The organism is Methanospirillum stamsii (assembly GCF_003173335.1).
In the GTDB taxonomy this organism is placed as follows: Archaea; Halobacteriota; Methanomicrobia; order Methanomicrobiales; family Methanospirillaceae; genus Methanospirillum; species Methanospirillum stamsii.
The window spans coordinates 169,840-194,873 of record NZ_QGMZ01000008.1; the positions used below are offsets into that span (position 1 = coordinate 169,840).

A 25,034-nucleotide genomic window follows, 5' to 3' on the forward strand; every position below is an offset into this window, starting at 1 on the left:
TTATGCCTCTACCGATAACCTACACCGATAACGATAGGTTTCATTGTTTTAAACCCGATTACTCACAGAGAGCGATAGATAACGCCTTAAACCGAGGTGAACTCTCGAACGATGACATTTCGTTGATGACTGCTTATATCACCGAACGGAGTGTTATCAATCATGTTGGATCGAAACGCTCTCTAAAAATCATTTCAAATCTGATTACCGTTCGAAGCTGCCCGGGTGCTCCGGGAAGGAGATCCCATCCAATATATCCTCGATTCCTTCGCGGCTGACCATGAAGGAGATGAGGTTGTCGCCAGGTGCCTGATTATGTCGTTTGCTTCCCGGTCTGTTATCAACTCGAATGGGCTTCATGTCCTTGTGACCGGAGAATCCGGAAAAGGAAAGTCGCACGCTTTCGATACGATGATTCAGCACATCCCGAAAGAATTTCGGCTTGATGGGAGGCTATCAGATAAGGCACTCTTCTACGCGGAGGACCTCCGGGCCGGGTCTGCCATCTGTCTTGATGATATTTCTCTCTCCGAACAGATGCAGGAGACACTTAAGGGAGTTACCACTTCATTTAAGAAACCGTTCATCTACCGGACGGTGAACAAGGACCGGAAGGGTCAGACCTGTGTCATTCCTGAACGGTGCGTCTGGTGGGTTGCCAAGATGGACGGGACCGGAGACGATCAGGTCTGGAATCGGATGCTTACCTGCTGGATTGATGACAGTCCGGAGCAGGACGAAAAAGTATTGACCCGCGAACTCTTCGCGGCGGCTCAACTTCCGGATGAGACCGAACATGTCCGGGATGAGATGATCGTCTGTCAACATATCTGGGCTCAGCTTCTCCCGGCTCATGTGGTCATTCCATACGCCGAACAGATCCGGTTCTCGTCTGTAGCGAACCGGAGAAACCCGGGGATGCTCCTGGACTTGGTGAAGAGTGTTGCCATCATCCACCAGTACCAGCGAGAGGAAACAGAACTGAAAGTCGGCCGGGTGATTCATGCCACGACTGAAGATTTCAAGATCGCTTGTCAGATGTATCAGGCTTTGAACGGTGAGTCGGGTGGTCAGATGTCGAAGCTCACCCGGTCAGAGTCAGAACTGATTCAGGCCATCGAGAAAACACACCGGTATGAATTCACTGTAACTGAACTTCGGGATCTTCTTCCGGATAAGTCATACAATGCCATCAGAAAACTTCTGAATGGTGGGTCTAGTCATCAGGCTCATTACTCCGGACTCCTTGAGAAGTGCCCAGCCATATCGGTTCTTGACCGGACAGATACCAGTGAAAATGGAGGCACCAGCCGAAGGCAGAAGGTTTACTATTGGGATCACGATCGATATGTCGCCTGGGCTTCAGGTGGTGGGTGCTGGTTAGCACGGAATGATGCCCATGATGATGATACCGGCGGAAGTGGCGGAAGCGGGCGGAAGTGAGCGGAATGGTAGCGGAAACCTTCCGCCAGGTAACAAAGACCGGGACGATGATAATTCTTCTAAAAACAATAATAAAAATAATTTTTATTATAATGAGCGGAAAGATGAGGATTTACAGAGCACACATGAACCAGTGATCACCTATGACTCTGCACCGGAAAATTTCCGCACTTCCGCTAGCTTAGATCAAAATACTCAATCAGACTCTTCTTCTGTGGTGGATTCAACAACCGGCGATGATTTAGATCGCGGAACACTTCCGCTCACTACCGCCAACACCCCGCGGATTCCGCTATCTCATATTGATCCGGATGACTACACCCCTATGAATGGGGTATGGTCCGGACCATGTGCGGTCTGTGGTGGTAAATGGGCAGTTGTACCTGTTGATTTATATAGTACAAAAAAGTTGGCTATAATTTATTTGGATAACGTTGCCAAAACCATGACCTGATCAGAAATATTTCTGAATCAGGCACGGAGTATTAAAATAATGGATATTTTCGCGTTTTAGCGTTAGGGGGTCCGAAATCTGTGAGCGAAAACAATTTACAATATTTTAACCTCCAAAAATTATGCGAAAACCGATCTCTCTTGTCATGATGCAAAAAAATGCCAAAAATATGATGGTGTAATAATTCATTGATTTTTCTATAACCAAAAAACTCAAGATCAATCATGAATTTTCACTTTCTAAAACCCCTCTATTCGCCGTAAATAAAGTAACATCACTCACCGAAGAAAAATCAGCATCATCACTAATTATCCGGAGAGGAATTCCTTCGGCAAGTAGCGACTCTACCATACAAGCATCATATGGATCCAGTTTATTTGTTCCCATCCGGTCAATAACCATGTGAGTAAAATTTGAAGTTAAATTTACCGGAATCGAAACAGACATAGCCTCAACCAGACTCCAGGTAAGTTCAATCTCTTCAATAACATCCGACCGTCGATGAGCATACTCATGACGATAGGCTTTTTGAGTGATATCAATCCCCGTTTCCCTCTTAAAGATATCATATTCAGTCCTTTCGATAAGGTTACTCAGTTCAGAAAACGATAATTCAGATCTATAGAGAGTACCCTTCACATTCAGAACCTTCTTAATAAAATCCGGATATATTCGAATCTGTTTTGCCCGGAATCTTGAAAGACCCTGACTTGCAATCTGGGATGCAACCCAGAACCACACATTCGTATCGACAAAAAAAGAGTCCTCCGGGCGAGGATCATACTGGCTGATATCTACAACCTGTGATACAATGATGTATTTTCGGGAACTCACGCACTCTCCGCAATTCCAAGAAGAGTGTCATCTATTGCCTTCTGAAGATTTGGATTGGTATAATACTCTTTAGCATTCGAAATCACTTTCTTTGCCACCTGGTTCCCATACGGTGAAAGATTGACAAATTTCAAATGCCCCTGTAACTGCTCAATTGGAATATCTCTGAGCAACTGACCTATTGCGGTATTAAAGAAAGGCGATGCACAGATATGAATATCTGTGAAGTCAAGCGTAACGTCTTCCCCCTTTTCAAGGAGCGGGTGGACAAGATCAAATATCTTTTGCCCATCATCCACCGAAATGCAGTGTTCACCGGTAAGGGTAATAACTTTGATATTCATAATTCTCGCCTCATGCCCAGATATCATCAATTGTTTCATCTGAAAAATGATAGTATTTCTCATCACACCGGAGCATCAGGTTGATAACTGTACCTTCAAACCCCGGTAAATCTAATTCATAGATCTCTTTGTCATTTCCTATAAAGACATAACCATCATTACTGTAAAACTCAAGAGTCCCCTTGTTTAACCGGATGAACTCTTTCAGGAGATCAAGACCGACGCCGGCGTTTCTCTTTCCTTTATTCGTAGAACTCCCATTCGTAAATGCCCATTGTAATGCCTTATCAGAGGAGATACTATCAGGATCACGCCCCTTTTGGTCAGCATACCTTCGAACATTTTCCGGAATACCTATGCCAAAATCAACTAGGAGGCTGTCCGAGAATGAGATTTTTCTTTTTTTGATTTATCAATCTGGAGCCTAATTAGAATTTAAACAATGGTTTAAGGCCAAATTTTTCATGATTTTTGGGTTAGTGTAGTTCTCGGACAGCCTCCTAGGGTGAGATTGAGTTCATTCAGGGATGGATACTTTTGGCCACAGGCAAATATACCATGCGGGGTTTCACTATGCTCAAAAGCATTCGTGAATATTTCCCATACTGCCCCAACAATCTCGTCCAGTAAGCGGGGACTAATGGAGAGCCAGGATCGCCGAAGCCATTCTTCGTTTAAATAATGGATAATTGCATCCTGGTTAGTTCCTTCAAAATGTTGAATGGATATAGCATTTCCTTGCCATTTTGGTTCATCATATCCACAAAATGACAAAAATCCATTTTGGGCCAGGTTTGCATGAACATTTTCCTGCATAGATGGAATGTTAAGCTCCACACGCCCACCATTCCTTTTGATATGAGTAACTAGTCCCCCCAAAATCGCAACCGCATTATGACGGATGAATGAACAATGATCAAAAGTGAAAACAATGTGGCCTGAAAAATCTCGATATTTTTCCGAGAGAGAAAAGAGGTAATGAAAATCCGAACGATGATCGTTTAATGTGGGCATTGAGATTTTTTTAGGTGAGTTGAAAGAAAATAATGATATCGACATAAATATTAATGATTTTCAGATTTCCTTATTTTATTATAGATTAATCAATATCAAATATATCAACCATTATTTTTCTAACTATCCTTCAAAATAAAAAATAAATGAAGGGGAAACAAGGATATCAAGGGTTTAAATAATGTCGGTGAATGGGTGATGATTAATTTTCTCTTATTAGAGAGAATGAATGTATTTAATTCACTTATAAATTAAAAGGGGGTGACGGTCGCAGGGGCGAATCCCCCCGGATGATCTCTTCCGTAATAAGACGAAGATAACAACCGATTTGACTTATCGGGACTGATGGTAATTTTAAAAATAAAATCGGCTGTTGTTAACGTCCCCATTTTAAAATATTTTTAACCATATATAAATAGACGACTAATATTAATTGTCACACCAGTGACAGGGGGAAAATCGAACATGGCAGATTTTGTTGCAAAGTCAACCGTCAAGAGTGCTGAACGGAAACTCGCCACTCCGTTTGCAAGCAAGGAAGCGATGAACACCATCATCAGCGCAATCATCACTGATAACCCGTGGGGCTGCACTTCATACACCTCCGGTGGAGAAACCCTTGCAGCTGTACAGAAAACATCTGAATATTACACCGGAAAAATTCCATACGAAAATGTTCAGGGAAAAACGGTCGGTCAGATCTCCGTCAAAGCCGGAACCGCCGGGGCATTTGACACCAACATCTCAACAATTGTTGCAAATACTGCTCTCGCTTCTGCAATGGGTGGAACCGCATCCCATGACAGTTCAGAGGACAGTTTTTCTGTAACCCTCAAGTGTCACACCGACACCGGAGAACTCTATAACGTCCGGTTCAGTCGCGATGCAATCAACGTTTCCAGTTACGAGGATGACAGTATCCTCACAACTATCGAAACCTGGGCAGACGGTATTACCGCTCTCGCATAATCCAAACATCTCTTTTTCCCGAGGTGATGAGATGGAAATGGGTTATGTAATCATAGGATGTGCCTGTCTTCTCATCGCTGGTTTAGTCGGTGCAGACTCGGTATCATCAACAATCGTTTGTGATGGGTCGTCCTGGGTATCCTCGACGGTCATAGGCCAGGGGCAGACATACGCGGCGAACCTGTTCACAACGAACATGGCAGTTCTCATGAGAAATCTGGATGTTGGTAATGACGGAAAGGTTTCAACCCGGACCAATGTTCAGTCGGCTGGTCCGGTTGGAGTAGATGAATACTCCGGGCAGGGAACGAACCAGACCGGACCATCTGAAAACTGTGTATTTGCTCTTCCCTCACATTTTACTCGTTTGTTCATATTATTTGTTTTTTATTCTGATCTGTAGCTTTAATTTTGTGACATTTTTTTTTCAGTACCATTATGAGACACTATATTTTCTATCCGTAATGTTGACGTCTCCCGGTTTTATTTATCCGGATAGAACTGAAGTGACCTAAGAGGAAGGAGTTCGTAAAAAAAAGCAGTTTTTAATGATCTTTCTTATTGTCGTTTGGAATTCATGGTATCTTCGGATCAGTAAGAATCAATCGTTTCAATGATTCTTTTTAAACTGGTGATTAGTGGGGGGATTTCATCAACAATTGCCTTCCACACCAGCATCTAGCTGATACCCCAATACTGGTGAATGATTTTATCCCTCATTCCGGTAATGGATCGCCAGGATATCTCCGGGTTAGCCGTCCTGATCTCCTGGGGGATTCCTTTTGCTGCTTCTCCTAAAACGAGTAAATTGTATAGGATAGCATCAACTATTGCCTGATGCTTAAATAATTCATCAGGAGTTGTTCCCTGGGCATATGATGCAATCTTTTCTGCTGAGGTGAGCATATCTTCAAGAAAGATCCGTGGGTCACGTATTTCAGACATATGCGACTTCAGAGAGGATTCGGTCTTTTAACCTTGTTTTTATACCGGTTATTTCAACAAGATCTACCGGAGCATTTAGTGTATCAGATAGGTAATTTTCAATCTCGAGAAATTTGAATAATCCGGGAGGTTCTGAAAATTCTACCAGGATATCTATGTCACTTTCATCTGTATAGTCCCCTCTGATAACCGAACCAAATATTCCGATCCGGGTTATGTGATATTGTTCGGAGAGGAGGGGTTTGATGGCTTTTACCTGATTAATTACCTTGTCTGGTGTTTTGTTTGGCATGTTCTTCCTTAATAATCCTGGTAAAGGGATACTGAATAATGATGTTTTTACAATAACTATAGTAATTACGAATATAACCCTCTTGCTCAAGGTTTTTTTGATATTCTTTACTCAGTGTACATTCAGAAGAGATTCAGATTATCATGTGAAATTTCCATCTGTTTTCCGATTGGAGAGAATAATTCGAATGAATACTGATTATTCAGTTTATTCTTGATAAATACCATGCAAGGTTAGGATATTTATCCTCTATCCAGAAAATTCTTTTTTTTGATACTGTTAGTGAGAGAGGTAAAAAATTCGTGGTTGAAAATATGGATATTCTACGTAATTACCTATCATACGTTCCAATTTTGCGATATGGCACTAAATAGTAATTCAATTATAAAAATCTTTAAATTTTTTATGATTTCGCAGAATAATTTTTTGATGGTATTCCTTTTCCGATCTGGCCTTTAAAAGAAAATATCTCTGAAGAAATATATGAAAATCCTGGCATCATTAAAAAGTCTATTCTATATTTTCGATCCTATATATGATCAAAATTGATTTGATCAAAATCCGGCTGACAGACGTCTGACAAATTTTTTACAAAAAATATGGCTTTATTTTTTCAGGAAAATATTTCTAAAAATAAGTTGATTTCTCATTCCATCAGGTTGATTATTTAATCATTCATCATTAGCACCTGATTTTGTGAGAGAACCTAATGATACCTGGACAACACTGAAATATGGACATTTTCTTCTTAAATGGCAAACACTCAATTAATTGGGCGTATCGATTAGATTCACCAGGATCAGGCTTACCACTCTTCTCCACATTGAATGAATTGCTTATTTTTCACTGATAATGAGAGTATCAAAAACGGGTTGGTGCATAAGGATCCATGCATCATTTATATATTCTATAAAAGTTAAATACCCCCAAAAGTTATCTTTATCCCTCAAATCATTGACAAATACTTACTCCCGAAACCTTACATCAAATCAAAGAAATCCGGATAATCATTCTCTCCTCATGAACAACTATGGATCCATTATCCCAATCCTGGCACTTATTTCTTGACTGGTTTGAGAACATCAGTCTCCTGGTAGTCCTGATTTTTTTATATAATTATATTCCGGATCGGTTTTTTATTCATCGTGACCGTATTTATTCGGTTTTTGTCGGGCTTATCTTTACTTTTGCTGCAATTATGGGAATATTCATCCCATGGGGAGGGACATCACATCCCTCTATTGGTATTAATGGGGTATTAGTGCCTCTTGCAGGCCTTGTCGGAGGTCCGGTGTCGGCAGCTATTATCACTGTGACCCTGGTTCTTTCCAGGCTTCCTCTGAATTTTGTGGGTATTGACCTTTCTGATATTCTTATAACAATCATCGCCGGGATCATTGGAGCTCTGTTTTACCTTTTAAGGGAGAGAAAAATCCTGAAACTTGCACCCTTAACTGAACTTGTAATCCTCTCCTCTCTTTTTGCATGTATCACCGGGATTGTTCTGATCTGTAATCCGGTGCATGATCAAAATGTTCCTCCTGGTGCGCAGATACTTTCTGTGCCGGTCATTGAAGTAGCGGTAATTATCTTTTTCGGGCTTATCCTCCTTGGTTCGGTAATAAGGGCCATTGATCGCAAACGGGATGACGAATACGAACTTGTGGCATACAAGGAACACCTGGAAGCACTTGTCCAGGAACGAACCGCAGCCCTTGAACGGACTAACTCTCTCCAGGAAGCAACGATAGAGTCAACAACGGATGGTATTATTGTAACCGGATTACATGGAGAAGTAACGGGGTATAACAGTGCAGGTGCATCTGTTTTGGGAATTGTTGATAAAAAGTGTGAATCGAATCAAATTCCGGATATATATTCTCTTGTATGTAGTCAGGTTCATAAACCAGATAATCTTCTTCAGTGTCAGGAAAAACTGGCTGATTACCCCCATGAACCGATAAAAGTGGATCTCAAATTCCAGAATGGAAGTACGTATGAATTATCCGTAACTCCTCACCGGCTGGCCGGAGTAATAATCGGTCATGTGTACAATTTCCGAAATATTACCAAGCGGAAGATGGCTGAAGAAGCAATTAAAACGGTGAACCAGAAACTCCTCCTCCTATCCGGGATTACCCGGCATGATATCTTAAACCAATTAACTGCCCTGAACCTGTATGTTCAGCTCGTAATTGATGAGACAACTGACACTGGTATCAAAGAGCACCTTTATCAGATCGATCAGATTTTGAAGACAATGCAACTTCACACTGAATTTACCAGTGATTATCAGGATGTCGGACTTCATGAACCGGTCTGGCAAATCCCTGGTGATATTTTTATCCAGGCTTCTGCTGCATTTAAAGATAAAGGCATTGAGTTTAAAACCGGAAAAATAGAGTATGAAATCTACACAGATCCCCTTCTTGAACGTGTTTTTTACAATCTTATAGACAATTCCTTGCGCCATGGAGAGCATGTATCTTCCATTTCACTAACAGAGTATATGAATGGACATAAACTGGTACTTGTTTATCATGATAATGGAACCGGCATACTTCCGGCTGAAAAAGAAAAAATCTTTCAGAAAGGATTTGGAAAGCACACCGGATTTGGGATGTTTCTGATTCATGAAATCTTATCAATCACCGGGATTTCCATTCGGGAAAAGGGAATCTATGGTGAAGGTGTCAGGTTTGAGATTACTGTCCCCCCGGATAAATTCCGGCCAAAAACAGAACCAGCAACCTGACCTGATTTTTGTTAATCGGGATATAGTCAAATTCAATACCTGCATAAATGAGAAAATACTAAAACTGCTAAATCGTTAGTACTTTAATGGTGAAAGTCCGGATGAAAAAAATTCTCTCAGTATGTCTTCTCATTATTAGTTTAATCAGCATAACCGGGATGGTTTTAGCAAATGAAAACCTCTCAAACTCCTCCCAGGTAATATTTACATTTCCAGACCCGGCTCCGGTTTCTTCTGCGACAATCGGCCATGATTATGTCCTTCAGAAGGTGAGTCTTACCGGAGATTATGCATATACACGTCCCGGACGCTGTCTTACACCCCGGATAATCGTTATGAACCAGGGTGGAGATGACATAGCTCAGGGAAAAGTCCCGGTTGAGGCATGGCTTGGAGATACGCTCCTTATCCCGGTAGTCGATTCATTCCCTCCTCTTGAAGCAGGAAAATCCGCAATGATTGACCTGCGTTATATGATACCTCATGGTATTCCCCTGTTACCCGATCACCTCACAATAAAAATCGATCCCTGGAATACAAGAGATGAAAAAGGGACGGGGGTTAATGAAAAAAGTTCCGTGGCCTATGTTGTTTTGCGTGATGATGACTGGGCAAAAATGTAGATTTCAACTCTCCATATCAGCGATGATAAAAGTGATGTTATCCGGAGCACCTGCATCAAAACAGATATCTGCCATACGTTTTGATGCTTCTTTTAAATCTCCAGTACGGGCGGCTTTCAATACTTCTTCTCCTCCATAATCCCAGACTCCGTCTGAACAGATAACAATCCGGGATCCGGATATCGGAACGGCTTTTTGAATTCTGATATCAGGTCTCCGGGTTACCCTTCCTCCTGAAAGACATGAAGTTATCACATGACCGAGAGGATGATTTCTGGCTTCTTTTTCTGAGAGGGTTCCTGCGTCTATCATCTCCTGAATAACTGAATGGTCCTTGGTCATGAGGGTGAGACGCTTTTGATCAGGAGTGCTGCAATATACCCGTGAATCACCGCACGAGAAGATGAATAGATATCCGGCTGTTACAAGCACTCCTGAAAGCGTAGTTCCAAATCCATCCAGAGCCGGGTCTTTAAGGGCAAGGGAAACCAGATGATCCGCTGCTCCGTTGATACATGCCATGAGGCTTTCTTCATCATCCGGAGGCGGTGTAGTCTTACCGAGATATCGCAGCACTTCTCCACTTGCAACATCGCCTGCAACGCATCCCCCAAGACCGTCAGCAACAGCCAGCAAAGCCGGAAATTTCGTTATGGTATTAAATACCGGATTATCCATTGCAGTTTTTGTAATTAAATGGCCGGGAATGAACAGGCTGTCTTCATTTCTTTTCCGGTAAAGCCCGGTATGGGTAAATGCAGCGATATGTATCGAATTAATCATTACTCTTCCTAAAAATTAAGATTGATAATAAAATGGACTAACGGGCAATGGAAATACCTGTCCTGACAGTGAAAATTGTTATGGTGTGTCCCGGTCATATCTCATCACAGGGGACGTATCTTCCTGCACATACGACATACTGTTTTTGATCGCTTCCGGTAACCAGAGAATAATATGCTTCTTTATAGAATATGCCACTTTCAAGCGGATTTGTGAATGTATAAGAGACAAAACCAGTTCCTTTCGTCATTGCACCGGATACTATCTCATCTCTGAATTTTTTTCCAAGTATGTCCTCTTTTCCGGCCAGGTTCACCCCGATATCCTCCGGATTACCTGCATCCGCGATAAGGGTGACATGGGTGTCATATACATATACATAGAGTGATGGATCATTCCGGTCTTTGTAGGGATGTTTGCTACTCTGAATATCTGCAATTGTTCCGGTTGCATCAATGCTGATTGCATTGGCGGTAAGGTTGACGAGGTCTGTTATCTGAGTTCTCGCTTGTGTTTTTTCAGCACAGACCGGGCCGAGATATTTGGCTACAATACGCTCATAGGTTGTAATACCTTCTGTTCCACGATCACTTTTCAAAACATCAAGGTTTTTCTGCAGTAATTCTATGATGTCAGGGTTAGTATTTTTTGAAAAGGCATAATAATAGGTCGTTTTCTCTACTTCATCAAGGACATAGAATACCGACGGGTTTTCAGCAAATGTCTGAATAAGGCTCTCTCCCGGATATCGTGCATACACCCAGACATCAGATGTACCATCGACCAGACGCTTTACCGCGTCAGGAGTCGTAACTACCTGAAATATATTCTCTTCTGGGATTCCTGCATCTAATGCTACCTGAACTCCTATGTCATCCTTTATTGCTACAACCCTGAGGTCCTTATTGTCTGGCCTCGCCGTCTTCAGGGTATTGTCAAGTGCAAAAAAGACAATTGGAATCTGGATAATCGGCCCTGCCCATGAGAAATTTTGTTCACGTTCCAAAGTCCTGGCCGTGGAAAAAATACAGGTATTATTCCGTGTAAGGGCAGTATTATACGCATCAGTCCAGGCCATGAGTCTGATACTATCTTTTGGGAGTTCAATTCCATCTCTGCCCAGGGCCGTCTGTAATAATTCAACGGATAGTCCGGATGGAACACCATCTTCCAGGTAACTCAGCGGTGGGTATTCCTCCGTTACAAATAACATGTCATCAGGCATTTCTGCTGCCAGACATATCCCCGGAAAAAGAAAAAAACAGACCAGTATAAAAAGTCCAACAAATACAGATCTCATCTGGTTTTGATTTTTCTTTTTCACCTATTTATACGTTCAGACGAGCGGTCTTGGAATCTTCTCCCCTTTAACCGGAAGTTGTCCATGATACACATGAATCGGATGGTCAATCTCTTCCATCCGGAGCAGAATAAGATGTTTTCCCTGTTTCGTCAATGCAAAGACCGGGACCGTTGATCCAGCCTGCATTATGGCCTTAGTCCCGCATATCTCCCATATGGCCTCTGAGGCACAGGCGGTTACGATATCTGCATTCCTGCAGATATTTTCTGCATCACACACCCTTTGTCCGGTTGTGTGAACGGCAATAATGATTGCATCCGGCTGTGTTTCGCGAACCAGTTTCGCATCTGCAGGAGAACTTACGGTAACAGCTAGTTTTGCGTACCCCCTTTTTTGTGCAGTAAGCACCCCGGAAACCGGATCAAGAGTTGCATGGTCAGGATCAGGGACCAGACCGCCCCCCTCTCGGATTTTTTTGATGACTTCAGGAATTGGCGACGTAAAGACAAGACCGGACATTCTTCCACCTATCCCCTGCACCATATCAGGACTGGTTATTACCACTGTACCTGCTCCGTCACAAACAATTACAGATGCATCGATATACCCTGCCCGAAGAGCAGAACTCATTAATTCTGAAGCTCCGAATCCTACAAAATCATCAGATGAATACAGGTTTCTTCCGGCAGTACACATCCCGAAAGAATCGATTCTGTCCTGAATATTCTTGCAGACTGCTTCAGGTGTTATCGTATGCACCGGATATGAAAACCTCCTGGCTAGTGGGCATTCATCAATCTCCGGGTTTTCAGCCGAAATTACTCTGCCATCCCTGACAATCACCCGCGTTTTTCCCACTGCTTCAATGATATGTTCATCCATGGTCAGGCTCTTTTTATGAGAAATATTGCTGCGAATAGTGCAAACACTCCTACAATGGGGCAGAGTCCTGATTTTTGCGTTGGTGTCGGTGTTGGCGGGGCAGGCAGTGGTGTCCTGACCGGGATTGTATCGATTGGAGCAATAGTTACCATCGGTTCGATTTCAGGTTCAGTAACCAGGGTTGGTGTAGGGGTTATCTCTGTTTCAGTGAATGAGGGCGTTTTTTGTTCTGAAACAGTACTGAGTGCATTCAGGCTGATATTATCGATGAACCCTTCTGCTTTCATTCCGTTTTGCCCCTCTCCTGTGGATGTCATGAACAGATGGGTGAGTTCTTCAATCTTTCCACTCACTTTAACAAAATGGCTGAATAGTGGTGTCTCTTCACCTGGTTTTGTAACCGTCATACTGACACGGCTGTCTGCCGGATACCATGTGAGTCTGATGTGATATTCTTCTCCATCTTCGAACCTGACTCTTTTTCCGCTATAATTTTCTTTTCCTGGAATTGAAAAGGTTTTTGAACGAAGATTTTCCTGACTGATAGCAACAAGGGAAAATGCATTTTCTTCATTCTGATTGTTGAGTTCTGCAATGACCAGTGGCCCTTTCTGACTGTCCAGGTTCGCGGTACCAAGGCCGAATCTGAATGAACTCTTTTCTTCTGTCTTTACTGGATACACGTCAAATTCCAGAGTGAAAGACCCGGTATACGGGTTTTCGAGAGGGAAGGCTGCATAAGACCCTGTGCCTCCTTCGATAAGATAGTGATACCTTCCGGATTGTTCATCAAGATAAAAGGAGTTATTACTGTTTGTTTCCCAGCCTTCTGCATCCACAAAGTCTGTGGAATATAGGCTGTTATCTGCAATGACACCAAGGCATGAAAGTGGAATCAGCACCATGGTGATAGTCAGCAAGAGAATAAGGGGGACATTCATTGTACTGTCCCTATGGTTTTATCTGCTAATCTTGAAAGGTTGCCGATGAACTTAACCAAGGGTAAGTTCTGCAATTCCACCCTGGAAGTTCATGCTTTGTGCTGATTTCTGATAGAACAACCTGCCTGATTTGTCAGGTCCGATTCCTGAGAATACTACCTGCGGACTCTCAACATATTTGTATGGTTCTGAATTAATATAGAGGGTCTCGTATGGATCGCCCTTTGGAACGGTCAGATTTAATGTTGAAGAATAACTGTCAAATCCACCAATCATAAAGCTGTTGACCGGTCCTCTCGCAACGGTCTCACCATTTTTAACAAGGGTGATATCATTGAAATTGAAGGATGTGAACCGGTTTTTATCGGTAGATATTGTTCCGTCAGAAGATCCCGGTCCATAGATAAGCTGGATATAATCGCCTGGGACAAACTGGTACAATTTTCCTGCAATTTTCATTGAACTTACCGGATCAGTGATTCTGAGTCTGACATACCCATCAGGAACGAGTGCACCATTAATGCTGTTCGTCATATACACATCCATCAGGGTAGGGGCTGTCACGTTAATGCCTTTTTCAGGGTAATACTTGTCAGTTCCATAGGCATTGGTTACCCGGAGCGTAACATTATAATCCCCTGCACTCTGGAAGATGTGCACCGGATTCTTTTCTGATGACTGGCTGCCGTCACCGAAAGACCATTCCCAGCTCTTTGGATTGCCTGTGGACAGATCAGTGAACTGCACCGTAAGTGGAGCCTGACCACTCCGGGGTTCTGCAAGATAATTTGCAATCGGAGGAGAGCCGATTACGATATAATCTTCCGAAGTTCGTCTGTTTGATCCATATGAATTGGAAACCAGCAGACTGACGCTGTATGCTCCGGGGACAAAATATGTGTGCACCGGATTCTGAAGTGTCGATGTCGAACCATCACCAAAGCTCCAGAGGTACTCACTGACAGTGCCATAACTAAGGTCATGGAACGTCACTGTAAGAGGTGGATCTCCCACTCTGGGTTCTGCTGTAAAATCCCCGACTGGTGGCTGTGTCGGATTTGCATCCTTCACCTCAACCTGTATACTGGTCGGTGACGGAGTTGGAGTTTCTGACAGAACCACTTCAACCGGCAATGGTGTTGCAGATACAACCGGTGGAGGTTCAATTCTTGCCTTGTCAATAAGGATACTCTCTCCTTTATCGGTGATGTAATACACCTCAATAAGTCGCGGACTGTCCGGAGAAGGATAATACATATCCACTCGTTCACCCTCTGACCATGGCCAGGCCCCTCCCTGGAAGTTCAAATTCTGATTTGGTCTGATATCCCCGTTTACTTTAATAACCAGTCTGTCTGAAGGAAAAGAATCTCCTCCCATATGCTGCATAACAATGGAATCTCCTTCTCCTTCGATACTTATTGATGCCTGAGGGATCCTTTCCGGAATCGGATTCCAGATTACCAGTACCACACCCAGGAGAAACAGCACGACCATGATCACTGACATGACCATAATTGTCTGAATCTGTGTCATTGCACTATCTTTACCCATACACCTAACCCATCTATGTAACATTTTTTTCTGTACCCCCCGCACAGAATAATTACTGCCTCAAAAAATCTTTCATGTATTGATTTATGTTAATGAGGGGGTAGTGACCTCATACGATTCAATACCACCCCTGAAGGTAAACCCTGCTTTTTCCTGAACGCTGAAGAGGAATTTCCCTGTTGAATCTGTTCCGACATTATGCAAAATAACCGTTTGTCCATTATTTGCAACGATTGCCGGAACAGCATTCACCAGGCCTTTAAGCCCTGATTCATGAGCTTTAATACGAATGGTAATATCTGACATTGCTATCTGGCTGTACTGATTTATGTTTATATTTGTAAGCCAGCCTGATGCAAATTCTTTACCATTCACATAAACGGTTGCATCCTCAAAATCAAACTGCACGATTGCGTTATTGATGATGGATATTGACCCAATTCCCCCCTCGTTTATTACAATCCTGACCTGGTCGTCCTTCTTTAGAGAATAATCCTTACCCCCAATGCGCATGGTCATTCCCGGACCTTTCACACTGAAAAACAGCTGACCCCCGTCATCGATTTCAGCAGTGCCCGGACCAGAAAGAAGTGTGTCCTGTCTTTCCATTGGCAGGACGGTTATCTCCTTTACCGGTGAGGGTGAACTCTCGTCTGGATCACAAAATACCATATCAAGGCTTGCGGAGTACGTGCCCGGGAACGGATACATATGTTCCGGATATCTTGTATTGGAAGTCATACCATCTCCAAAGTCCCATGTCCGGTTTTGTGCGCATACTGTCGTCTGGTCTGCAAACTGGACCACAAGCGGCTGAACCCCGGAGGTTGGTTGTGCATCAAACCGGATGAGTTCAGCAGGAATTAATGATTCCTGAACCTGCATCCCTGGACCGGTCTGATAACCGGCAGATAGTTCCGTTACCTGGACAGGTGTCTGAACCGGTTCAGGTGTTGGTTCTGGTGTCGGGGTTGGAGTCGGAGTTGGCGTGGGATCCGCAGAAGTCGAGAATAGCAGGCTCTGCATGTCACCTTTTGTATAAATGACTGCTATTGTTGCAGGTTTTGCATATCCTGATGTATCTATTTTCAGAACGCTGTTCTGACTCCATGGCCAGGATTCCCCACCCATCAGCATGAGTTTGTCTGAAGGAATCTCATTCCCGTCAATGGTGAATCTGATATCCTGCAACTCAAGGTCAGGTCCTGATTCAAGGTGCAGGTAGAGATCTTCTGCCGACTGACTGGGAGTAATGATAACCTCCGGTGGGCCGGATGGCGCCATCATGGGCATTACAATAAAAACCCCGGCAAGTATTATCGCGATAGCAACAACTGCAACAATTATCAGCCGTAAATCAATCTCCAGTTCACGCCCTTCAGGTTCAGAAGCTGGTTCTTCTTCAGTCTCCCCGGGCAAGGTGACTGGTTCTTGTTCCGGCTCATTTTCCGGCTCGTCAAGCTCCAGCTCAAGCTCGTCAGCCGACCCCTCATCATCGAGAAGTTCGAGCATATCCTCTTCATCTTTCATCAATTACCTCCGTTCCGGATACCGGGGGCTCACATCCCACAAACAGGCCAGATATCTGTATGATCCAATTATCCAATATATTATATAAAAGATGGTGTTTGATATTGTAACAAAAAAGCAAGAAATACTTGAGAAGGCTATACATGCCTTACAAATTTACTACAGTCCCGGATCCTGATATCAGTCAGGTAGTGAATTGCTGTTTCATTCTTCGGGTTTATCCTGGTAGCTTCTTTGAAGCATTTTCTGGCTTCACAATATTCCCTGAGTTGGTAGAGAACAAATCCTTTTGCGGCAAATAATTCATCAATAGATTCTTTCTGTATACTTTCAGGAGGTATTTCTTTCACCATTTCTGAAAGGTCAGCAAGTAAGGTATTTGCACCTGAATAATCCCCGGAGTCTATCATCTCCTGAGCTTGTCGGGATATCTTCTGAAAAATTTCACTCTGTTCATTATTCGTCAGATTTTTGTAACCGGTAAGAATTGGTTTTATTTCCGGTTCGTTTGTGCCTGGTTTTTCTCTCTCATCGTTGGTATCAGATTCCTGTTTAGGTTTTTTTTCATTACCTTTCTGGACAATATGGTTGTAAATTCTTTCAATTTCTTTTTCATCTTCAATATTGGTACATGACTCTTTAGCATTACTCAATAAATCCAGTGCTTCATCACCTTTGCCGATATTAAATAGTGAGATACTTTTAAGGAATAATGAGCGATAGTCATCTGGTGTCTGTTTTAGCAGTTCATCAAGACGGATTATTGATTCCTGATATTTTCCCTGCCTGATTAATTCCTTGATCTTCTGATGTTCTTCTTTTGAACCTGTTTTGTCTGTTTCTTTACCTTTCTGAGGCTGGATATTCTGTTCCTTCTTTACTGAGAGGATAGGTTTCTCTTTCAGGTTTTTAGCCTCCAGAATATCCTGTTTTAAAGAGTCGATGGTTTTTCTGGATAAACCTGCTTCAGATACAAGGATGGTCACCGGAACCGGAGAGGACTGAAGATCAGTGATGTGGTACATGTCACTTTTAGCAGTACTATCACCCGCAGTCTGCAGGAGTACCGCTTGTTCATCAGGCATCACCTGGTCAGGCAGCAGGTCCTGAAGGTCCCTGTCAGATTGTAATCTTTCATCGATATCAGCATGTATCCGGAGTGAATCAGAAGAGATGACTGCCTGAGATACGGGGTTTTGCATCGCGGCAAAGTTCAGCCGGTACGGGTCAGGAGAAGGTGGTTCCTGGGGTGGTTTTGCAGCAGAGGGGGTCGGGGATGGTTTTTGAACCGGAGGTGTTGTACTGGGTTTTGAAGGAGGTGTCTGGTTTTTTACGGACTCTGCCGGTGCCGGAGTTTCCATTTTTGGAAGGGATGGTGAGCAGTATGTTGCAAGATGAGCAAGCATCTCTTTGTACTCGGAATCATCAATCTCTCCTTTCGCATATCTGGTAAATAAAACCGCAAGCGGGGGGCTATGTGGATATGCCGGAATATCCTTCATTAGAACGGATATCTTCTCTTCGAATTCTCCTGTTTTTAATTCTCCTTCGGCATATCGTAAATGGACAATTCGAAGGGGTGCACTCTGCTGGTAATTACTGATATCGGCGATGAGATGAGAGAGAATCTCTTTATATTGTCCAATACTAATCTCACCATTTGCATATCTCTCGGATGCAATTTTCAGAGATGGTACCTGTTGAAATGCAATATTTTTTAGAAACCAGGAGAGAAACTCCTCGTATTCTGCTGTATCAATCTCCCCTCTTGCATACCGTACCTGCACTATTGATAACGGATCTTCGTCGGTCATGACCATCCCACCTGATCATCGGTGTACTATCGGATGTAATAAGGTACATAGGCGGAAGAAGTGAGAGGAAATGAGATTACTATATAAAGCATTACCCTTCTCATCACGATTGACTTATCGTATCCGATACGTCATTTCCTGTTTGCGCGTAAAAAACAGATGTGAATTGCCAAATTCTTCCAGATCTATCTTCCTGCAGAACGTATATCCGGATTATGGGTTTCATAAGTTCCTGGTACCTGCGGCACCAGGAAAACCTCTTTGGGGCTTTTATTCATCTGAAAATTTGGAATTCTCTTCATCCTGTTCTTCTTTTTATATTTTGATCTCCTCTCCAGAATCCGAATTGTCCCCCTCATCCTCCCCGGACTCTTCTTCTTCTTCTTCTTTTATCCCTTCATCACCTGATTTATCCTGTCTCCGGGTCATAACAAGAGCCACAAGACATGCTATCAGAAGACCCACAACAATTCCTGCAGCAAGGAGCACTACTGGCTCTTTCATTGCATATGAAAGTCCGGCCGGGATTTCAGGTGATTTTTGAGTGACAACCTGAGGGGTATCAGGAATACTCGTTGTCTCCAGTGTCGTGATTTCCGGAACCAGCGTTACATTGACCGTAACGTTCATGGGTTCCTCTGTTAGGAGTGGGGTCGGAACTATGGTCTCGACCGGTTTTTCTATCACCTGTAGCCAACCAGTTGCAGTTCCTTCATTCGCAACTCCCTGAATGAAAACCATGTATCTTCCAACCGGAAGGACTCCTGCTGGAATTTCAACTGAAAACTCCTGTTCTCCATCAGGTCCGGTATAGGTTGTGATGGTATCAGAAAATCCGTAATAATCCACTCCTATCCCCTTTTGGGTTGGAGCAAAGGCATTGTCGGATATTTCAACAAGCAGCCTGGTTCCTGGGGCAAAATTTGTGGAGCCGGATAAGATTATTGGTTCATCAACAAATCCCGTGAGCGTATCCTGCTCTATGGTAATCTTCGGGCTTTGGATGTAAATTGAGTATTCAGTATATGTATCATCAATATACGGGCTTTTAAGGGCAGATATGAGGGCAGAAGCGGCTGCCGATCCCTGAAGTGATCCTGGGCCTGAAACTCGGAAAACCGGAGCTCCATACCACGGTGTAGTTCCGAGAACTACCTCCCGTGATCCATCAGGCCAGAGGTCAAAGTTTCCGTTCGCCATGGGATGCTGCACTATTACCTGATACTCTCCCGGTTCCATGGATTCTGTAAATGCCCGGGATAATTCATAAGAGAACCATCCTCCCCGTTCGGTAGAGACGGTATCATACATAAAATAATTTCTTCCAAAGATCCAGATGGCAACACCGGCATCCGGATCTCCGCCTGATGCTCCGGTAATTATCAGTTCATCACCCTTTGCAACTGACATCCGTTGCTTAGATACCGAAACATATGGTCTTGTGAGTGTGATGGGAATCGTCTGCCATGAGGTACTGCTTAAATGGTACCTGTCTGATGGGGAAGATACGGCGTAAATGGTGTATGTTCCGGTATCAAGCCCGAGATTCCCGGTGAAAAGCCGGTATTCCCAGGTCTCACAATCACCGCCTGCAACGGTGAAACTTGATGGATTACCCTGAGTTACCGGAATTCTTGGAGCGTCAAGTCTGCCACCTGCTGATGGAAGGTTCGGACCGGTGATAAACAGGTATGTGTCGCATGATCCGGTGTTTCTTCCATGTAAGATAACCTCCTCACCGATTGCATACGAATTGGATCCCGTAGACAATGTGACCGATCCTTTCTCAACTTTTACGTTTACATCATCTGACTTCGGGTTTGTAGCGCCACGTGGGCCTTCAACATGGATGGTATATCTCCGGTCACCTGTCGCATCTGTTGTCCGGAATTCCACGGTTCGTTTTCCATTGCGATCAGGAATAACTTCAGCATAATAGTACACACCCCCATATGGTGTAGAGGGAACAATATCCCGGATACTCTGACTTTTCCCGGACGGGCGGTACGAACCGATATAATATGTGCCCTCCGGGTTATCCTGCCTGATTCCTTCCTGGGATGTGAGTATCATTGGCGGTTGATCTCCATAACTGCCGCTTTTACTCCCTCCTTCTATCCATACGAGGTAAGCCATTCCCGGATTTCCGGTAATCGTTACTGCAAACGGATCTCCCCTGACAACTGTTTCAGAAGAAACATACAGGCCTGCACGTTCAGAACCTAAGGTAACTTCTGTTCCCCTGATTGAATAGCCTCCCTGAAATGATCGCAGGTTTTCCTGCATCCGGTTTATGGAAAATTCCGGTTCGATGGTATAAAGGCCGGATTCATACCCGCTCCATCCGGTATCCCATCCACCGGACTCTATTGGCGGGGCATAATTCAGTTCACCGGTTGGGGTAAATGAGCTGAAAGAATATTCTCCTCCTCCGGGTGTTTTGACTCCGGCAAGGGTTCCACCGGCGGGTGTTCTGATGAGAATCTTTACCGGGCCGTCGTTATAAGAGTAATCCGGTCTTCGTGTTATTCCGGCAAGGTTTGTTTCAACCTGCATTACCAGGGGAGTACCACGGGAAACAGTCCCAAATGATCGGTCTCCCATCGTGTTCCGGTCCATTACCTTCAGAGATATCCGAGGATTTCTGACAATAAATGCCACCTGTCCTGGCATTCCCTGTACAGGATCCCACTGGTACCATGCCCCGGTCCGGTCATAGTAGAGGTCCGGGATTACGTTAAACCGGTCCTGGTTTACCCGCACAATATCAAGAGGCTGGTCTCTTCCCGGTGAAGAACCTGGAGTATAGTATGCAATTGAGGTATATGGATACGGAACAGCACGGTGAATGTCAAGGCCTTCTTCCCCAAGGTAGACCTCGCCGCCAGGTAGGATAGTCACCGGATTTGCCAAAACCGGTAGTGAGCAAAGGATTAGGATGAAAAGAATATACACCAGACGTACAGACATAATGAGGCCTTCGTTCCGGTAGGGGATGAACTTTCCGGAAACCGGGATTTCACCTTCCTTTCTCAAAAAAGGCATAAAAAAGGTTTCATGAATCTATTTTTTCATATCCGGTGATTACGGAATTCTCCTCCCCTGATATCCATCGGACAATAGATGTTCCTTCTTTTTCCGGGCTGACATACGCAAGGGTGATAATAGCAGGATCATATGGGTCAGGGATATAACAAAAGCCTCCTTCGTGCTGTGCCAGTCCCTCAATTATTGTCAGAGGGATAATGCCGTTACCATCTTCCCGGGTCAGGTAATTATTGCCGTTTCCATCATCATCACTTCCGGCAGCGGTAAGTGGAATTGTAATCTCCTGTATTCTGCTTGATTCACTCCCAGAAGAGATTTCAGTACCCGAAATAAGCAAGGCCCTTTCTTTAGATGATGTTTCCGGAAGAGAAATTCCTGGCCGGTAAGAGACTGCAATAATACCCTCATCGGTAACCGGTCTTACCGATGAGATAAGCACTTCACCATCTGTTGTATTGGCAATATCACTCTCATACAATAATCCGCCTCCGGAAAGTGCTGCTGCTATTCGTAAAGCTCCATAAGAAACCTCGTTTTGATCATGAATATCTGTAATCGTGACCTCTGCCATGGAAAAAGCAGTAGGATCAGCAAGAAGTGTCCCGTTTACTGACAGAACCGTGACATATGCACCATTTTGTTGTAACTGCCCATCCGGATTGTTTATCTCTTCTATAAGTGAATCAAGTCCTTTTCTTTGCAGTAATCCAGCGGCCTTGTCACCGAGGCTTTCAAGGTCATGTATTAACGGGGTATCAGGAGCGTTTGTAGCCGCAACAATAACCGGAGTAATGATGTTTCCTGCCGGAATAAGGGAGATATCCATGCGTAAATTCTCGCCATCCCTGAGGAAAAACCTGGTTGTGTATGGTTGATATCCATCCATATTCAGGGTGAGAGAGTGAGATCCTTCTCCTAGCGTGAGAGTCCGGGGAGTGACCCCACGCAGTGTTTCATCCAGGGTTATCCCGGCTCCTGCAGGATTTGATATCACAAAAACGGTTCCGGAAGTAATCGGGGCAAAAAGAGGTTCAAGAACGATGTAATAACTGTTGTCCTTATCAGGACTGACATAGATTGTTCTCTGCCATGTTTCATATCCGTCACGGACGAGAGTGATATGATATAACCCGGGTAGCAGATATTCTAAATTTTTCGGGGTATATCCCATGAATCTTCCATTTATTGATAATTGTGCTCCTGACGGGGCAGATGTTATCCGAAGGCTAAGGCAGCAGTATTCTGGGTCTTCTATCGCATCGGATTCTGTAGGTTCTATTGTGGTCAAATTATCTGATAAAAAACCCGGGATATAATCTCCGGGTAACATGGGAAACAGAGATTCAGTTTCATTTCCAATAGCCGGAGATATGAGAAGTATCAGTGCCAGAAAAAGTATCCAGCGAAATGAGGGAGTTTTTGTAACACACATACGTACCGGAAATGAACGTATGCAAGGATATTTTTTCCGGTCTTCCTTTGGATACTCCTCTTCATTGAATTTTAGTTCTGCATCAGGTATCCGGTTGTCTGGCAGTATTGCATGGCAAATTCTCATATACTACATTCATGCATGAATTATCTGCCGGAAAAAAACCGGAGGGGAAGTACTATGCCTGATGAACCGGACATTCAACAAATAAAAAGGGAGATCCTCGAGAGGGCAATTTTTCACTATGAGACGAGGATTGCAGATCTTAAGGGTCAAATCGACCAGTTTTCCCTAACCACAAAAAATTTGTGAAACCCCTCTGTTTTTTATGTGGTGATTCGACTGACGACAACTCTCCACTCACCTCCGTGAATTCCGGTCGTATTCCAGATTGCTTCTTTTGTGAAAATATTTGTTGAGGAAATATTCTGCATTTGGTAGGTTCCGGTTCCTGTTCTTTCATCTCCTATCCGATAAGCAATCTCCTTGAAAGAGGGATTTTTTGCGTATAACGGTTCGGTGTGGATATTTTTTCCGGTATGAATGGAATCTTTGTCATAGAGGATTAGACCATCAGGCTGCATGATGAACTCTTCAAACCGGTTTTCCCGGTCGGAGATGAGGATTGCATCTGCAAAGATCTCCTTTTGTTCGATAAGGATGGATAAAATTCCGGTAACCGAACCATTCACCAGGATGGGATAACTGACAGGAATTGCGGGAATTCCCTCAACAGTACTGGTCAGGTTACCCATTACTGGATTTTTCAGTCGTAAAACTTCATTCAGATGAGGCTGGTCTGACAAATCTGAACCGATGATATCCGGGTATTCTTCAGAGCCCACGGCAATTATCTTTAAATTCGTATCAAGTAACACCGGGCTTTGGATGTAGGGAGAATGGTTTTTTACTCCCCTGATTAGCCCGAGCGATTGTTCACTTAAAAGGCCGGTCTTTGCAAGGGCAGCAGTATCATTGGATAGTCCGGTATCGATGATATCCAGTTCATGTTGAATGGTATCCAAAAGTGCCTGGTTCACAGACCGGGCATCATCAAGGGTGTATCCCGGATTAGTAGTGTATGAAGGTGAGGGGATATTTTGAGTATCCGGTTGTTCATCAATGATTGTTCCGGGTACCGGCTTTTGCTCAGTACATCCTTGTATACAGGTACCTGCTATCATCAGGACAATCACCAGCGAGAGTATGGAATTTTTGGATGCAATGTTCATTATATTCTCATCCTTGTTTGTCTTGCCCAGTATTTTCATTTGTTGAAAGTAGATATGGAATTATTTTATCCCTTAAGTTCCAACACTTTTGCAGGTGATGCCTTGATTGATCGGGTGATATTTCCTGGGACACGTACAGTCCGGGATTGTTATTCCGTTCACGAGGATTTGTATTTCCTGTGAAAAAAGATAATTCCGGATCTCTGTGCTGTCATTTTTGTAGCGTACGCGATAATTTTTCCCATTATTCATGAAATCAGAATCACTCACAACTGATCGTCTCAGGCTTGTTCCGGTGACGATTGAAACATGTACAGCAGAACTTGAAAACCGGCACATATTCTCAAAGCTCATTAACGCAGAGGTACCCGGGTCATGGCCTCCTCCTCTCCTGACCGATGAAACAATCCATGAATTTATTGGCATGCTCGAAGATCCGGATAATATCAGGCTTTGTTCCTGGTACTGGGTCCGGATTTTTAATGATCCTGGTAAGAGGGATGTTCTCATTGGAGGAGGCGGTTTATATCGCAATGATGACGGAACCTGTGAGATCGGGTATTCTGTTCTGGATGAGTACCAATCCCGTGGCTATGCAACCGAAGCGGTCATCTCCATTCTGGATTTTATTTTTTCAAAAGAGAGTATTGAACGAGTATATGCCACAACATACCCGGGACTTCTGCCTTCGGTGCGTGTTCTAGAAAAATGCGGATTTAATCGGGAAGGAGTCGGAAAGGAAGACGGAACTATCAGGTTTTCGATAGTAAAATAACCTCCTTTTTCCATGAAAAACCGGATCCATTAAGAGGGTAAAACCCTCAAATCGGATCAGGATCTGG

Annotated in this window: 23 protein-coding genes; 8 read left to right on the forward strand and 15 right to left on the reverse strand. The window is 43.6% G+C overall.

The window, feature by feature from the left end; translation table 11 throughout:
• Positions 1–225 precede the first annotated feature (225 nt).
• Together DLD82_RS03930 and DLD82_RS03935 are read left to right on the forward strand one after the other, a co-directional pair.
• Positions 226–1,443, forward strand: a complete 1,218-nt coding sequence (locus tag DLD82_RS03930; RefSeq protein WP_109939804.1) for a hypothetical protein — start codon at positions 226–228, stop codon at positions 1,441–1,443.
• Positions 1,400–1,897, forward strand: coding sequence for a hypothetical protein (locus tag DLD82_RS03935; protein WP_109939805.1), 498 nt, complete (start codon positions 1,400–1,402; stop codon positions 1,895–1,897). The genes DLD82_RS03930 and DLD82_RS03935 overlap by 44 nt, the downstream gene beginning before the upstream one ends.
• A gap of 222 nt (positions 1,898–2,119) precedes the next feature.
• On the opposite strand, the gene DLD82_RS03940 is transcribed toward DLD82_RS03935, so the two are convergent.
• From DLD82_RS03940 to DLD82_RS03950, 3 genes are all read right to left on the reverse strand, one after another.
• Positions 2,120–2,731, reverse strand: coding sequence for a PIN domain-containing protein (locus DLD82_RS03940; protein WP_109939806.1), 612 nt, complete (start codon positions 2,729–2,731; stop codon positions 2,120–2,122).
• A complete protein-coding gene (locus DLD82_RS03945) occupies positions 2,728–3,075 on the reverse strand; it encodes an STAS-like domain-containing protein (RefSeq protein WP_109939829.1) in 348 nt (115 codons plus the stop codon). Before DLD82_RS03945 ends, DLD82_RS03940 begins: the two co-directional genes overlap by 4 nt.
• Positions 3,076–3,537: 462 nt before the next feature.
• Positions 3,538–3,912: an ATP-binding protein gene (locus DLD82_RS03950; protein ID WP_146199683.1), complete on the reverse strand. Its 375-nt coding sequence runs from the start codon at positions 3,910–3,912 to the stop codon at positions 3,538–3,540.
• A gap of 642 nt (positions 3,913–4,554) precedes the next feature.
• Here DLD82_RS03950 and DLD82_RS03955 point away from each other — a divergent pair.
• The gene (locus tag DLD82_RS03955) at positions 4,555–5,058 is read left to right on the forward strand and encodes a hypothetical protein (protein ID WP_109939808.1); all 504 of its coding nucleotides are present in this window, start codon (positions 4,555–4,557) and stop codon (positions 5,056–5,058) included.
• A gap of 37 nt (positions 5,059–5,095) precedes the next feature.
• A complete protein-coding gene (locus DLD82_RS03960) occupies positions 5,096–5,461 on the forward strand; it encodes a hypothetical protein (protein WP_181391236.1) in 366 nt (121 codons plus the stop codon).
• A gap of 275 nt (positions 5,462–5,736) precedes the next feature.
• Here DLD82_RS03960 and DLD82_RS03965 read toward each other — a convergent pair whose 3' ends face one another.
• Together DLD82_RS03965 and DLD82_RS03970 are read right to left on the reverse strand one after the other, a co-directional pair.
• Positions 5,737–6,003: a HepT-like ribonuclease domain-containing protein gene (locus tag DLD82_RS03965; protein ID WP_109939809.1), complete on the reverse strand. Its 267-nt coding sequence runs from the start codon at positions 6,001–6,003 to the stop codon at positions 5,737–5,739.
• Positions 5,996–6,295, reverse strand: coding sequence for a nucleotidyltransferase family protein (locus DLD82_RS03970; protein ID WP_109939810.1), 300 nt, complete (start codon positions 6,293–6,295; stop codon positions 5,996–5,998). The genes DLD82_RS03965 and DLD82_RS03970 overlap by 8 nt, the downstream gene beginning before the upstream one ends.
• A 1,030-nt stretch (positions 6,296–7,325) precedes the next feature.
• Here DLD82_RS03970 and DLD82_RS03975 point away from each other — a divergent pair.
• Complete coding sequence (locus DLD82_RS03975) at positions 7,326–9,050, forward strand: sensor histidine kinase (protein WP_109939811.1); 1,725 nt, start codon at positions 7,326–7,328, stop codon at positions 9,048–9,050.
• 101 nt (positions 9,051–9,151) lie between these two features.
• On the forward strand, positions 9,152–9,673 hold the full coding sequence (locus DLD82_RS03980; RefSeq protein WP_146199684.1) for a hypothetical protein: 522 nt from the start codon (positions 9,152–9,154) through the stop codon (positions 9,671–9,673).
• Between the two features lie 3 nt (positions 9,674–9,676).
• Here the strand turns inward: DLD82_RS03980 and DLD82_RS03985 are convergent, their stop codons facing one another.
• From DLD82_RS03985 to DLD82_RS04025, 9 genes are all read right to left on the reverse strand, one after another.
• Positions 9,677–10,456, reverse strand: a complete 780-nt coding sequence (locus DLD82_RS03985; RefSeq protein ID WP_109939813.1) for a PP2C family protein-serine/threonine phosphatase — start codon at positions 10,454–10,456, stop codon at positions 9,677–9,679.
• 94 nt (positions 10,457–10,550) lie between these two features.
• Entirely contained in the window at positions 10,551–11,756 is a 1,206-nt protein-coding gene (locus tag DLD82_RS03990) for a cache domain-containing protein (protein ID WP_146199685.1), read from the reverse strand.
• Positions 11,757–11,792: 36 nt separating this feature from the next.
• Positions 11,793–12,641: a methanogenesis marker 8 protein gene (locus DLD82_RS03995; protein ID WP_109939815.1), complete on the reverse strand. Its 849-nt coding sequence runs from the start codon at positions 12,639–12,641 to the stop codon at positions 11,793–11,795.
• 2 nt (positions 12,642–12,643) lie between these two features.
• Positions 12,644–13,582, reverse strand: a complete 939-nt coding sequence (locus tag DLD82_RS04000) for a hypothetical protein (RefSeq protein ID WP_109939816.1) — start codon at positions 13,580–13,582, stop codon at positions 12,644–12,646.
• A 51-nt stretch (positions 13,583–13,633) separates the two neighbouring features.
• The gene (locus DLD82_RS04005; RefSeq protein WP_181391237.1) at positions 13,634–15,136 is read right to left on the reverse strand and encodes a PKD domain-containing protein; all 1,503 of its coding nucleotides are present in this window, start codon (positions 15,134–15,136) and stop codon (positions 13,634–13,636) included.
• A gap of 84 nt (positions 15,137–15,220) precedes the next feature.
• On the reverse strand, positions 15,221–16,666 hold the full coding sequence (locus tag DLD82_RS04010) for a PKD domain-containing protein (protein ID WP_109939818.1): 1,446 nt from the start codon (positions 16,664–16,666) through the stop codon (positions 15,221–15,223).
• 137 nt (positions 16,667–16,803) lie between these two features.
• Positions 16,804–18,480, reverse strand: coding sequence for an SHOCT domain-containing protein (locus DLD82_RS04015; RefSeq protein ID WP_181391238.1), 1,677 nt, complete (start codon positions 18,478–18,480; stop codon positions 16,804–16,806).
• 315 nt (positions 18,481–18,795) lie between these two features.
• Complete coding sequence (locus tag DLD82_RS04020; protein WP_219968297.1) at positions 18,796–21,450, reverse strand: DUF3821 domain-containing protein; 2,655 nt, start codon at positions 21,448–21,450, stop codon at positions 18,796–18,798.
• 85 nt (positions 21,451–21,535) lie between these two features.
• Positions 21,536–23,086 (reverse strand): PEGA domain-containing protein, encoded by a 1,551-nt coding sequence (locus tag DLD82_RS04025; protein ID WP_109939821.1) that lies wholly within the window; start codon positions 23,084–23,086, stop codon positions 21,536–21,538.
• Between the two features lie 54 nt (positions 23,087–23,140).
• On the opposite strand from DLD82_RS04025, the gene DLD82_RS19295 reads away from it, so the two are divergent.
• Complete coding sequence (locus DLD82_RS19295) at positions 23,141–23,272, forward strand: hypothetical protein (RefSeq protein ID WP_281267975.1); 132 nt, start codon at positions 23,141–23,143, stop codon at positions 23,270–23,272.
• A 14-nt stretch (positions 23,273–23,286) separates the two neighbouring features.
• On the opposite strand, the gene DLD82_RS04030 is transcribed toward DLD82_RS19295, so the two are convergent.
• Positions 23,287–24,192, reverse strand: a complete 906-nt coding sequence (locus DLD82_RS04030; protein ID WP_146199689.1) for a PDC sensor domain-containing protein — start codon at positions 24,190–24,192, stop codon at positions 23,287–23,289.
• A 250-nt stretch (positions 24,193–24,442) separates the two neighbouring features.
• Between DLD82_RS04030 and DLD82_RS04040 the strand changes: the two genes are divergently transcribed.
• Positions 24,443–24,967 (forward strand): GNAT family N-acetyltransferase, encoded by a 525-nt coding sequence (locus tag DLD82_RS04040; RefSeq protein WP_109939824.1) that lies wholly within the window; start codon positions 24,443–24,445, stop codon positions 24,965–24,967.
• Positions 24,968–25,034 lie beyond the last annotated feature (67 nt).